The organism is Streptomyces canarius (assembly GCF_014650735.1).
Taxonomy (GTDB): Bacteria; Actinomycetota; Actinomycetes; order Streptomycetales; family Streptomycetaceae; genus Streptomyces; species Streptomyces olivaceoviridis.
This window is the reverse complement of record NZ_BMVN01000043.1, coordinates 67,608-79,932: the sequence shown is the minus strand read 5'-3', so window position 1 is coordinate 79,932 and position 12,325 is coordinate 67,608. Positions and strand designations below refer to the sequence as shown.

The window sequence follows — 12,325 nt, the reverse complement described above, 5'->3', positions numbered from 1 at the left end:
CTCACAGCGCCGATGGTACTGCAGGGGGGACCCTGTGGGAGAGTAGGACGCCGCCGAACAAATGTTGAGAAAACCCCCGCACCTTCGGTGCGGGGGTTTTCTGCGTTTAGGGTAGTCCCATGAGCTCTTTCGCCAGGAATGAATACGTAGTCCGCGCCATACGGCCCGATGACTGGGAGCGGGTGAAGGAGCTGCGCCTGGACTCGCTGCGGGACCCGGTCGCGCCCCTTGCCTTTCTGGAGACCTACGAGAACGCCGTGACCAAGCCCGACTCGTTCTGGCAGGACCGGGCCGTCACCTCCGGGGAGGGCTCCACGACCGCCCGGCAGTTCATCGCCGAAACGGCCGACGGGAGTTGGGCCGGCTCGGTCACCGTCCTCCTCGAAGAGGCCGGGAGCAAGGACTGGGCCGGGTTTCCGGTCGAGCGGCGGCAGGGGCATGTCGTTGGGGTGTTCGTGCGGCCCGAGCACCGGGGGAACGGGCTGATCGAGTCGCTGTTCCAGGCCGGTGTCTCCTGGGCCTGGGAGCGGGCGGCCGAGCGGGTGCGGCTGTTCGTCCACGAGGACAACGCGCGAGCGCAGGGGGCGTACCGGAAGATCGGCTTCGCGCCGAGTGGCCTGGTGGTGTCCTTCTCGAAGGACGAGGCGGAGCAGGAGCTGGAGTTCGTCCTGGAGCGGCCCGTCTAGGCCGGTAGCTCCTGGTGGGGCCAGCGGGAGCGGGCCTGTTCGCGGGAGCGGAGCAGGGCGAGCGTCGGCAGGCCCCGGTCGGCTCCGGTGGCGAGCAGGGTCGGCAGCTCCGGGAGCGGGGCCACGGCCGCGATGTCGTCCAGGACCAGGGTGAGTGGTGGGTCGAGCCGACCGGAGGATGACCGTTCGGCCATGCGCCGGCCGCGCTCGACCACGCTGGAGACGAGGGCCGTCAGGAGCGGCATCGCGCCCGGATTGCTCCGTGGGTCCTCGATGGATTCACCGACCACATAAAGCGTGCCCCCTTCTTGGATGAAGGAATCCAAGGCGAGGGCATCATTTCGGTTGGGAGTGCAGGCTTCGCGGATGTTGACCGTGGAGAGGGCCGCGAGGGCCCTGCCGGTCAGTTCCTGGGCGATGTCGCGGCGTTCGGGGTGGGCGGTGAGGGCCGCCTCCAGCTCGCCGGCGGCCCCCGGGGCGGCCTTGGGGTGGGTACGGAGGGTGCGGACTGCCTCTTGGACCTGAGTGCCCTGCGACCAGCGGTGGACATGGCGGACGGTGCGGTTGTCCAGGGCGGCGGCGTGCAGGTAGCTGCGCAGGAGGGTGGTCGCTGTTTCCGCCACCGCCTGGTCGATCTTGGCGGTGGGGCGTACGGGGGCCAGCAGGGCTGTCGCTCTGTGGAGAGCCGTTTGTTTGTCCTCGCAGCCGGTGGTGGGGGACCAGTGGAGGCGGGCCGGGGTGTCGCAGAGGTGGGTTGGGTCGTAGAGCAGGGTGGGCCCCAGTTTCGCCTTCGCGTCCTTCGTGTCCGACCAGAGGGCGGGGTTGGAGGTGACGATGAGGGTGGGGCCGGGGGCGGCCTGGATGGCGTGGGCCGCGGTGGTGTGGCGGCGTTCCCTGGGGGCGATGTGGAGCTTTTCCCACCCGGCCGCCCGCTCACCGTCGGCCGAGAAGTCGCCCGCCCCCGGTGGTTCGGCCTCCCCGCGAGGTGCCGGTACCTCGTGCTGAGGGGCGGGTCCGTACGCGGCGCCCTCGAACACGGACACCCCGGACCCGCCAACGCCGGCCCCGGCAGCCCCGATACCGCTGGCCGCGGAATCGCTCTCCATCGGCACGCCGGCCGCAGGCGCGCCAGACCCCGGCTCGCCAGCCCCAGCCGCCACTGCCCCGGCACTCACCGACCCCGTACCCACCGGCCCGACCGTCGTAGGCCGAACCGTCGTAGGCCCGGCCGCCATCGGCCCAGCGGCCCCCGGCCCAGCCCACCCCGATGTGATCTCCGCCGGTCCAGCCCCCGCCGGGCCGGCCTCCGTCGTCCCTCCGACCCCAGCGGCGGCCCTGCGGGCTCTTCCGGCTCTCCAGCGGGCCACCGTTCCCAGGGCGAACATCGTGAGGACGAAGAGGATCATCAGTTGGGCTATGAAGAGGCCCCAGAACAGTCCCCAGCCGGAGAGTTGGGACGGTGGGGTGTCCGGCCAGGCGCCGGTGATGTCGTGGGGGCGGCCGATGAGGTGGCGCATGGCCAGGGGTGTGTGGGTGAACGTGACGCCGGTGGGCCAGGCGCCCTGGGCGAACCAGGCCGCCAGGCCCGTGGCCGTCCACACCATCACCGTCATGCCGAGGAGGAACGCGAGCATGCCGATCAGCAGGCCGTCGGGGATGCCGCCCTGGCCCTCCCGGCGGCTGTCCCGGCGGTCCCCGCGGCGGTCGTCCGGTCTCACCCTGTTCCCCTTACATCCCCTTGCGCTCTCTTGCGCCCTCTCGCGTCTCCTTACGCCACCGTCGACTCGGAGTCGCCCACGTGCTGTTCCACGAAGGCCGCGGCCCGTTGCTCGGCCTCCAGTTCGGCCGCGCGCAGGGCGTCGTCGGCCGCGAGGTCGCTGGAGGACTCGGTCATCGCGCGGTCGGTGAAGACCAGCGGCCGTTCCGTCTCCGTGATCAGGTGCTTGACCACCTGGACGTTGCCGTTGACGTCCCAGACCGCGATGCCGGGCGTGAGCGTGGGGATGATCTCGACCGCCCAGCGGGGGAGGCCGAGGACCCGGCCCGTGGCCCGCGCCTCGTCGGCCTTCTGGGCGTAGATCGTCCTGGTCGACGCCATCTTCAGGATGGCCGCCGCCTCCTTCGCCGCCGCTCCGTCGACGACGTCGGACAGGTGGTGGACCACCGCCACGAAGGAGAGGCCGAGCCGGCGGCCGAACTTCAGCAGTCGCTGGAAGAGCTGGGCCACGAACGGGCTGTTGATGATGTGCCAGGCCTCCTCGACCAGGAAGATGCGCTTCTTCCGGTCGGGGCGGATCCAGGTGTGCTCCAGCCACACGCCGACGATCGCCATGAGGATCGGCATGGCGATGGAGTTGCGGTCGATGTGGGAGAGGTCGAAGACGATCAGCGGGGCGTCCAGGTCGATGCCGACCGTCGTCGGCCCGTCGAACATGCCCCGCAGGTCACCGTCGACCAACCGGTCCAGGACCAGGGCGACATCGAGGCCCCACGCCCGTACGTCGTCTATGGCGACGTTCATCGCCTCCGCCGACTCCGGCTCGGGGTGCCGTAGCTGCTCCACGATGTCGGTCAGGACCGGCTGGCGGTCCACGATGGTCTCGTTGACGTACGAGTGGGCGACCTTCAGGGCGAAGCCGGAGCGCTCGTCCAGGCCGTGGCCCATCGCCACTTCGATGATCGTGCGGAGCAGTGCCAGCTGGCCGGTGGTGGTGATCGCCGGGTCCAGCGGGTTCAGGCGGATGCCGTGGTCCAGGGCGGCCGTCGGGTCCAGCCGGATCGGCGTTATCCCCAGCTCCTCGGCGATGAGGTTCCACTCGCCGACCCCGTCCTCGCCCTGGGCGTCCAGGACGACGACCTGGCGGTCCTTGAAGCGGAGCTGGCGCAGGACGTAGGTCTTCTCCAGGGCCGACTTGCCGTTGCCGGACTCGCCGAGGACGAGCCAGTGCGGGGCCGGCAACTGCTGGCCGTAGAGCTGGAAGGGGTCGTAGATGTAGCCCTTCCCGGAGTACACCTCGCGGCCGATGATGACGCCGGAGTCGCCGAGGCCGGGCGCGGCCGTGGGCAGGTAGACGGCCTGGGCCTGGCCCGTGGAGGTGCGCACCGGCAGCCGGGTCGTCTCGACCTTCCCGAAGAGGAAGGAGGTGAAGGCCTCGGTGAGGACGGTCAGCGGGTCCCGCATCGGCGAATCAGCCCCTACCTTCGGATGCCGGTGGCGAACGGAAGTGTGTTCACGAAGGCGCGGTGGTGCTCTCGGTCGCACCACTCCAGCTTGAGGTACGACTTGCCGGCGGAGGCCCTGATCGTCCGCTTGTCGCGGGCGAGGGCTTCCGGGGAACGGGAGGAGACGGTGATGTAGCCGACCAGGTTGACGCCGGCGGCGCCGCTGGCGAGGTCCTCGCCGCGCTGGTCGAGGCGGTTGTGCGCGGCGATGTCGCGGGGGTCGACGGTCCGGTTCATCTTGGCGGCGCGGGACGCCTCGGCCTCGTCGTTGGTCTTCTCGGTGAGCATGCGCTCGATGGCGACCTCGGTGGGTTCGAGGTCCATGGTGACGGCGACCGTGCGGATGACGTCCGGGGTGTGGACGAGGAGCGGCGCGAGGAAGTTCACACCGACGGGGGTCATCGGCCACTCCTTCACCCAGGCGGTGGCGTGGCACCAGGGCGCGCGGGTGCTCGACTCCCGGGTCTTGGCCTGGAGGTAGGTGGGCTCCGTGGCGTCCAGCTCGGCCGGCCAGGCGTTGCGCTGGGTCATCGCCTGGATGTGGTCGATGGGGTGGTCGGGGTCGTACATGGAGTGGACGAGGGAGGCCAGCCGCCCCTGACCGAGCGGCTGCCGTACCCGGATGTCGGCCTCCTGGAGCCGCGAGCAGATGTCGGTGAGCTCGCGGGCCATGACGACGGCGAGCCCGGCGTCCCGGTCGACCTTGCTGCCGCGGGCGCGGACGGCGCGGGCCATGGCGTGGGCCTCGGCGGCCAGTTCGCGGGTGTAGTGCATGCAGGCGACGAGGTAGGCGCGGTGCTGCTCGCTGCTGGTGGACACCATGGACTGGAGCTGGTCGTAGGACTGCTGGAGCCAGCCGGGGGAGCGGGGGTCACCGCGTTGGCCGACGTCCTTGGCGTGCGCGTCCGGGTCGGCGGGCAGGGTCCGGGCGAGCATTTGCAGGCGCGTGACGAAGCCGTCTCCGTTGGCGACGTGCTTGAGCAGGGTGCCGAAGCGGTCGACCAGGGCCTCCTGGTCCTCCGAGTCGCGCAGGCCGACGCCGGGGCCCTCGATCTCGATGGCGGCGGTGACGGTCTTGCGGTCGGCGTGCAGCAGTACGGCGATCTCGTCCGGCCCGAAGGGTGCGGCGAGCCAGGTGATGCGGCCGATGCCAGGCGGCGGGCCGATCTCGATCTCGCGCCCGTCGATCCGGGTCCCGGCCTCCATGGCGGTGGAGCGGTAGACGGCGCCCCGCTTGACGGCGCGCTTGTAGCTGCGGTTGATCTCGAACCACTTGTAGAACGTGCGGCGCTTGTACGGCACGTAGACCGCGGCGAGCGCGAGCAGCGGGAAGCCGGTCAGCAGCACGATCCGCAGGGGCAGGACGGGGACGAGGAGGCCGCACATCATGCCGAGGAACGCGCCGGCGATGATCAGGGCGATCTCGCCGGACTCGCGGTTCCGGCCGACGATCGCGTTCGGCCGGGCGCGGCCGATGAGATACGTACGGCGGGGCGTGACCGGATGGGACAGGTGGGACTCGGTCGTCAACGCCCTTCACCTCCCGAGCGGTTGTTGCGGGTGTTGCTGGCGTGCGGTGTGTTGACCGGGCTGGACGCGCGGGGCGCGGGTGTGGCGGAGGGGACGGCTCCGCTGCCGGTGGGGGTGCGGCTGCTGTGGGCGGCGACGCCTCCGGTGGCGGGGTTGGCCGGGCGGGGGGTGCTGCCGGACTGTCCGCCGGAGGTGTCGGCGCGGGTGCTGTGGGTCTTGATGCCCTGGGCGACGAGGGTGGCCGGGGAGCTGATGACGGCGGCGGCCTTGCTCTCGGCGCCCTGCATGATGCGGTTGCTGCGGGAGCCGGCGAGTTCGTCGCCGAAGCCGGGGACGAAGCGGTAGATCATCGCGCTGGCGAAGATGGCCAGCAGGATGATGGCGAGGCCGGAGACGACGGCGGAGAAGGCGTCGGGGCCGCTGTCGCCGGAGAGGGCGCCGGCCAGGCCGAGGACGATCACGATGACCGGCTTGACGAGGATGACGGCGATCATGATGCCGGCCCAGCGGCGGACGTGGCCCCACAGGTTCTTGTCGACCAGGCCGGCGTAGACGACGGTGCCGAGGAGGGCGCCGACGTAGAGCAGGGCGGCGCGGATGACGAGCTCCAGCCAGAGGACGCCGGCGGCGAGGATGCTGACCAGGGACACGACGATCAGCATGATGGGGCCGCCGCCGATGTCGTTGCCCTTCTTCAGGGCGCCGGAGAAGGTGCCGAAGAAGGTGTCGGCCTGGTCGCCGGTGGCTTTGGCGAGGACGTCCGTGACGCCGTCCGTCGCCGATACGACGGTGTAGAGGATCAGGGGGGTGAAGGCGGAGGCCAGCACGGTGAGCCAGAGGAAGCCGACGGCTTCCGAGATGGCGGTGGTGAGGGGGACGCCGCGGACGGCTCGCTTGGCGACGGCCAGGAGCCAGAGGAGGAGCGTGAGGATCGTGGAGGCGGCGAAGACGACGGCGTACTGCTTCAGGAACGCCTGATTGGTGAAGTCGACGTTGGCGGTTTCCTTCACGGCGTCACTGAGCTTCCCGACGGTCCAGGCGGCGGCGTCGGCACATCCCTTGGCCAGGGAGGCGAGGGGGTCGAGCGTGTCGGTGAGGGGGTTGCTGGGGGCGCCGCCGGAGGATCCGCCGGAGGGGTCACCGGACTCGCAGAACTTACGGGCAGGAGGCGCGAGCAGGGAGCAGTCGGCGCTCTTGCTGGGAGTCGGTGTGGGGGATGGTGCCGCCACGGCTCGCGCGGCCAGGAGCACGGTGGCAGCCTGAACGGCGCCCACCAGGCCTGCGAGCTTGAGGACGCGCTGCGGGCTACCGGGCATATGTGAACCCTCCGAACTCCTTGACCGCCTTGCCGATTTCACCGGCACCGGAGACGGGGTTGTCTCCGGCGATCGGGGTGGGGCCTGTCTTCTGACTGGTCTTCAACACCTTCCAGTCGCTGCCGTCCCACTTCAGCTGGAAGGTGACGGTTGACCAGCCACTGGTCACAGGGTTGTTCGAGCCTTCACCGGCCAGGCCGAAGAGCGTGTTGCACCACACTTCGACGGTCGCCGCCGCGCTGCTGTAGGACGTCGTTTTCGTGCCGGCAGGCAGTGTGCGGTCGACGAAGGTGATGTCCTTGGGAACGCTGCCATCGGCGTTGAGACCGATGTTCTTGAGGAAGTCGGCCGAGTAATTGGCGTCGAAGACCGACTGGAGCCGGCTCACGGTGCTCGGATCGGCCACCGCCTCGATGATGCTGTGCCTGTTGGCCGTGTCGACCATGCCGTCGGACCACAGAACCACCGCGTAGTTCGCCGCCGCGCTCTCCGCTCCCTGGGCTGTGTGGGCGAAGCCCGAAGGGATGGTGCCGGTTCTTGTTTCGACCGGGCGGGTGCCCGAGGGGGCTGTTGAGGATGTTTCGGGCTTGGTGCCCTTCCCCGACGCCTCGTCACCCGGTGAATCCCCCCCGCGGTTCGCGAAGGCGATGGCTGCGATGAGGAGGACTACTACGCCTACCACCGTGATCAGGCTGCGGGAGGAGGAGCGGTGGGGGCGGCGGGGGGCGCCGCCGTAGGGGTCGGGGTCGGGGAGGCGGGTGCGGGTGTGGCCCGTCTCGGGGTAGTCGTAGCCCTGTTCGTCTCCGGGACTCATGCCGTGTGCGCTCCCTCACCCTCGTAGGCATACGACGGTAGCCGTGCTGGTTCCCGCGGGGGCGCGGTGTGGTGACTCGACATCAGGGAGACGCAACCTCAGCCGGTGGGCACGACGGGTGGGTGGGGGTGGAGGGGACGGGGTCAGACCGCCATGCCGTACACGATCGTGAACAGGGTGCCCAGGGATCCGATGATGAACACCCCGGTGAGGCCCGCGATGATGAGGCCCTTGCCCTGTTCGGCGCTGAAGGTGTCCCGGAGGGCCGTGGCGCCGATGCGCTGCTTCGCCGCGCCCCATACCGCGATGCCGAGGCAGAGGAGGATGGCCACGGCCATGACCACCTCGATCATCACCTTGGCCTCGTTGCCCAGGCTGCCGAAGGGGCCCCAGTCCGGAGCGATCCCGCCGATGATGGTGTTGATGTCTCCCTTGTCGGCCGCAAAGAGCATGTAAGTCACCGCCCCTGGTGGGTAGTTCCGTGAGTGCCCCTGCGGTGTGCAGAGGTCAGGCCCCATTGTCGCCGACAACGCCGCCAACGTATGTCGACTTGACGTCATTGACTGGCGGGTTTCGTACGAACAGCCCGTGCGGTCACTCTGTGTATCACGGCAGGTCACGCTGGGCAACGAGGTCGGAGTGGAGCCGGTCGGGTGACGCGTCGCGTCGATGTTCTCACGGGGGGACGGGAAATCGGGCCACGGCTGGGTGCGGTGGCCCGCCCCTTTGTGAGGGGTGCTCAGCCGGCCGGAGGTGCCGACGGCCGCGTACGGGAACTCGGGCGGATGGGTGCCGCTTGACGGGGTGTCGGCCAGGGCGTGGACGCCGGTTCCGGGGTCGGCCACCGCGGAGGCGTACTTGGAGGCGGCCGGGTACTCGGCGCCGGAGCGGTCGGCGGGGCGGCTAGCGTGGGCGCAGGCCGTGCAGCAGTAGGTGGACGTGGGCGTCCAGGCCGGCCAGGGTCTCCTCCGCGTCGAGCGCGCAGCCGGCGATCAGGGCGGCCAGGCCGTGCAGGCTCGCGGCGGCGACCGTGGTGAGGCGCTCGGGGTCGCCCTGGACGATCTCGCCCTGTTCCTGGGCGTCCGCGACCAGCCGGGTGAAGGTGCCGAGGGAGTGGTCGACGGCCGCGGCGAGCTGGGCGGAGCTGTCGGGGTCGTGCTTGCGCGCGAACATCAGCTCCAGCAGTTCGGGGTTCTCGACGGCGAAGCCGAGGTAGGCGCGGGCGAGGGCGGTCATCCGCTCCTCGAAGGGCCGGTCCGGGCGGTCGGCGGCGGCAAGGGCCTGGTTCAGGCGCTCGTAGCCGTCCAGCGCCAGGGCGTCGAGCAGGGTCTGCTTGTCCTTGAAGTGCCGGCCGGGGGCGGCGTGGCTCACGCCCGCGTCCCGGGCCAGTTCGCGCAGCGAGAGCGCGCCGACCCCCTTGTCGCGCAGAGTGCGTTCCGCGCTCTTGAGCAGGGCGGCGCGCAGGTCTCCGTGGTGGTAGGGGCGGGGTGCGGACATGTGCGTCATCGTATCTCGATGTTGCCATCGTCAGCTTTGTTGTCATTGACATCATTGTTGGCGGTGCCTACATTGAGCCCATGGCTGATACGACCGAAGCGCGCGGCAAGCGCGGCAAGTGGAACGCGACCCGTCTGCCCGACCTGACCGGCCGTACGGCCGTCGTCACCGGCGCCAACAGCGGCATCGGCCTCACCGCCGCGCGGGCGCTGGCCGGCGCCGGGGCACATGTGGTGCTCGCGGTGCGGGACCTCGCCCGGGGCGGTGCCGCGGCGGCACGGGTGGCCGGCAGCACCGAGGTGCGACGGCTGGACCTGGCGGACCTCGACTCGGTGCGCGAGTTCGCCGCCGGCTGGGACCGCCCGCTGGACCTGCTGATCAACAACGCGGGCGTGATGATGGTGCCGGAACAGCGCACCAAGCAGGGCTTCGAGTTGCAGTTCGGCACCAACCACCTGGGGCACTTCGCGCTGACCACCCTGCTGCTGCCCCGGATCACCGACCGGGTGGTGACCGTGGCGTCCGGCGCGCACCGCATGGGCGACCGGATGATCCACTTCGAGAACGTGAACCTGCGCGGCAACTACAGCCCCACGCGCGCCTACGCCCAGTCCAAGCTGGCCAACCTGCTCTTCACCCTGGAGCTCCAGCGGCGCCTGACGGAGGCCGGGTCGGCCGTACGGGCCCTGGCGGCACATCCCGGCTGGGCGGCGACCAACCTCCAGAGCCGCACCGCCAACCCGTTCACCCGCCTGTTCATGCGGGCCGGCAACCGGTTCCTCGCCCAGGACGACGAGGCCGGCGCCCTGCCCACCCTCTACGCGGCCACCGAGAACATGCCCGGCGCGTCCTACGTCGGCCCCGACGGTCCCGCCGAGATGCGCGGTGCCCCGACCCTGGTCGGCCGCAGCGCCGCGGCGAGCGACCCGGCCGCGGCCCGGCGGCTGTGGACGCTCTCGGAGGAGCTGACGGGCGTGCGGTGGCCGCTCACGACGACGGTGCGGTGACCCGGCACGTCGCTCCCGCCGGTGCGCGGGCCCGCTGAGCGCGCAGGGCGGTGGGAACCGTGAGGTTCCGATCGGCTACGAGGGGGAAGCGGAGGTTTCACAGGAGAATCTCAGTGAAGCCGGAACCGGATTCTCACCTTCGTCGGACAGAGTGGGGCTGATGAAGCGCACCTCACGCATCTCGGTCACCTCACGGCCCGCGTTGCTCGGCGCTGTGGTGCTGTTGGCGGTGACATCGGCCTCCGTGGCCGCCGCGGACGACGGGCGGGGGCCCCTCGGGGTCACCGCCGACACCGTCGCGACCCGGTACAGCGCGCGGGTGGGCGCGCTGTTCGACGCGGACCGGGCGGGCAGGCTCGCCGGCGGCCACTTCTGCACCGCCTCCGCGGTGCACAGCCCGCGGGGCGATCTGATCGTCACCGCGGCGCACTGCGTGGCCGGCGCCGACGGCGATCTGGTGTTCGTGCCGGGCTACCGGGACGGGCGGGCGCCGTACGGGGTGTGGAAGGTGACGCGGCGGTTCCTGCCGGACGGGTGGGCCAAGGGGCAGGACGAGGACAGCGACGTCGCCTTCGCCGTCGTCGGCGCGCGGGACGGCGACCGGCTGGAGGACGTGGTCGGCGCCAACCGGTTCACGACCGGGGTGGCCACCGGCGCCACCGCGGTCACGGTCACCGGCTACCCCGACTCCCGCGAGGTGCCCATCAGCTGCACCAACAGGCCGGTCCCGCACAGCCGTACCCAACAGCGCATCGACTGCCCGGACTTCACCAGCGGCACCAGCGGCAGCCCCTGGGTCAACGGTGACGGCCAGGTCGTCGGCGTACTCGGCGGCCACGAACAGGGCGGCTCCACGGCGGACACGTCGTACAGCGTGGTCCTGGGCGGCGAGGCGGCGGAGCTGTACCGGGACGCCGCGGCCGGTCGCTGAGCGGGCTGAGGGCGCGTCACCTGCGCCTCGTCACCCGTGAAATGCCGCCACTTCGCGCACAAATGGCCTTGAACCGCGCCCGCATGGGGGAAAGTTGAACCGTGCGGAAGGTATGGGTGATCGGTGGGGCGGCCGTCGGGCTCGGCATGGGCTTCGTCATGCTGCTCGTCGTCGGCGTGTATCTGGTGGCCGGGAACCTGCTCGGCGGGGTGACCTCGGCGAGCCGGGGGCTGGCCAAGGGGGCCGTTCCGGCCGCCTACAAGTCGCTGGTGCAGAAGTGGGGCAACCTGTGCCCGGCGCTCAGTCCGGCGCTGCTCGCCGCGCAGCTCTACCAGGAGAGTGGCTGGAACCCGACCGTCGTCAGCCCGGCCGACGCCCGCGGGATCGCGCAGTTCATCCCGAGCACCTGGGCGACCCATGGGATCGACGGCGACGGGGACGGCAAGCGGGACATCTGGGATCCGGACGACGCCATCCCGTCGGCCGCCTCGTACGACTGCGAGCTGGCGAAGTACGTGAAGGACGTGCCGGGGAACGTCTCCGACAACATGCTCGCCGCCTACAACGCGGGTGCCTACCGCGTCATCCGGGCGGGCGGGGTTCCGGCCATCAGCGAGACGCGGAACTACGTCCAGCGGATCCGCAGCCTGGAGAAGAGCTTCGCCGCGCCGGTCACCCGGATCGACCCCACCCGGCAGGCCGCCGGCGCCATCGGCTTCGCGCAGAGCAAGCTCGGCACGCCGTACCTGTGGGGCGGCAACGGCACCGCCGACCAGGGCGGGCGCTTCGACTGCTCGGGGCTGACCAAGGCCGCGTACGAGGAGGTCGGGATCACCCTGCCGCGCGTGGCCAACGACCAGTACAACGCCGGTCCGCACCCCTCCCGGGACCAACTGCTCCCGGGCGACCTGGTGTTCTTCTCCGATAACCTCACCGACTCCCGGGCCATCCGGCACGTCGGCATCTACGTCGGCGGCGGATACATGATCGACGCCCCGCGCACGGGCGCCGTGATCCGGTTCGACCCCATCGACACCCCCGACTACTTCGGGGCCACCAGGGTCACCGAAGATGGCGCGAAAGCACTTCCCACGAGGGTGTGAACCGAGCGTGAACCCATCCCCTGAGCTGGGGCGATGAGTCTCTCTTCGATAACGTCTGCGTGATCATTCAGTGGAGAGTGGAACGTATGGGCGGTGGGCATGCGTTCCTGTTGACGTAGCCGAGCGGACGTCAGTGCGGCAGTGCAGCGGAAGCGGATCTACGAACCACGGGGGGCAGGAGCGACGCACATGAGGTGCGTCCGGGAAGACGACGAAGGG

Annotated in this window: 11 protein-coding genes; 4 read left to right on the top strand and 7 right to left on the bottom strand. The window is 70.6% G+C overall.

Annotation, left to right across the window (positions count from 1 at the left end; genetic code table 11):
* Nucleotides 1–119 precede the first annotated feature (119 nt).
* Nucleotides 120–686, top strand: coding sequence for a GNAT family N-acetyltransferase (locus tag IE294_RS37560; RefSeq protein ID WP_189893691.1), 567 nt, complete (start codon nucleotides 120–122; stop codon nucleotides 684–686).
* On the opposite strand, the gene IE294_RS37555 is transcribed toward IE294_RS37560, so the two are convergent.
* The 7 genes from IE294_RS37555 to IE294_RS37525 form a co-directional block, all read right to left on the bottom strand.
* On the bottom strand, nucleotides 683–2,404 hold the full coding sequence (locus IE294_RS37555; protein ID WP_189893690.1) for a type IV secretory system conjugative DNA transfer family protein: 1,722 nt from the start codon (nucleotides 2,402–2,404) through the stop codon (nucleotides 683–685). The genes IE294_RS37560 and IE294_RS37555 overlap by 4 nt on opposite strands.
* Nucleotides 2,405–2,454: 50 nt before the next feature.
* A complete protein-coding gene (locus IE294_RS37550) occupies nucleotides 2,455–3,867 on the bottom strand; it encodes an ATP-binding protein (protein ID WP_189814606.1) in 1,413 nt (470 codons plus the stop codon).
* A gap of 14 nt (nucleotides 3,868–3,881) precedes the next feature.
* Nucleotides 3,882–5,438 (bottom strand): SCO6880 family protein, encoded by a 1,557-nt coding sequence (locus tag IE294_RS37545; RefSeq protein ID WP_189893689.1) that lies wholly within the window; start codon nucleotides 5,436–5,438, stop codon nucleotides 3,882–3,884.
* Nucleotides 5,435–6,754: a hypothetical protein gene (locus IE294_RS37540; protein WP_189893688.1), complete on the bottom strand. Its 1,320-nt coding sequence runs from the start codon at nucleotides 6,752–6,754 to the stop codon at nucleotides 5,435–5,437. The genes IE294_RS37545 and IE294_RS37540 overlap by 4 nt, the downstream gene beginning before the upstream one ends.
* The gene (locus IE294_RS37535; protein ID WP_189893687.1) at nucleotides 6,744–7,568 is read right to left on the bottom strand and encodes a DUF8175 domain-containg protein; all 825 of its coding nucleotides are present in this window, start codon (nucleotides 7,566–7,568) and stop codon (nucleotides 6,744–6,746) included. Before IE294_RS37535 ends, IE294_RS37540 begins: the two co-directional genes overlap by 11 nt.
* Before the next feature lie 143 nt (nucleotides 7,569–7,711).
* A complete protein-coding gene (locus IE294_RS37530) occupies nucleotides 7,712–8,020 on the bottom strand; it encodes a DUF8827 family protein (RefSeq protein WP_014673544.1) in 309 nt (102 codons plus the stop codon).
* A gap of 451 nt (nucleotides 8,021–8,471) precedes the next feature.
* Nucleotides 8,472–9,074 carry a TetR/AcrR family transcriptional regulator gene (locus tag IE294_RS37525; RefSeq protein WP_189893686.1) on the bottom strand — a complete coding sequence of 201 codons (603 nt, stop codon included), beginning with the start codon at nucleotides 9,072–9,074 and terminating at the stop codon, nucleotides 8,472–8,474.
* Nucleotides 9,075–9,145: 71 nt separating this feature from the next.
* On the opposite strand from IE294_RS37525, the gene IE294_RS37520 reads away from it, so the two are divergent.
* The 3 genes from IE294_RS37520 (at nucleotide 9,146) to IE294_RS37510 (ending at nucleotide 12,106) form a co-directional block, all read left to right on the top strand.
* Complete coding sequence (locus IE294_RS37520) at nucleotides 9,146–10,072, top strand: oxidoreductase (RefSeq protein WP_189893685.1); 927 nt, start codon at nucleotides 9,146–9,148, stop codon at nucleotides 10,070–10,072.
* A 160-nt stretch (nucleotides 10,073–10,232) separates the two neighbouring features.
* Nucleotides 10,233–11,003 carry a trypsin-like serine peptidase gene (locus IE294_RS37515; protein WP_189893684.1) on the top strand — a complete coding sequence of 257 codons (771 nt, stop codon included), beginning with the start codon at nucleotides 10,233–10,235 and terminating at the stop codon, nucleotides 11,001–11,003.
* Nucleotides 11,004–11,149: 146 nt separating this feature from the next.
* Nucleotides 11,150–12,106, top strand: a complete 957-nt coding sequence (locus tag IE294_RS37510) for a C40 family peptidase (protein ID WP_229917724.1) — start codon at nucleotides 11,150–11,152, stop codon at nucleotides 12,104–12,106.
* Nucleotides 12,107–12,325 lie beyond the last annotated feature (219 nt).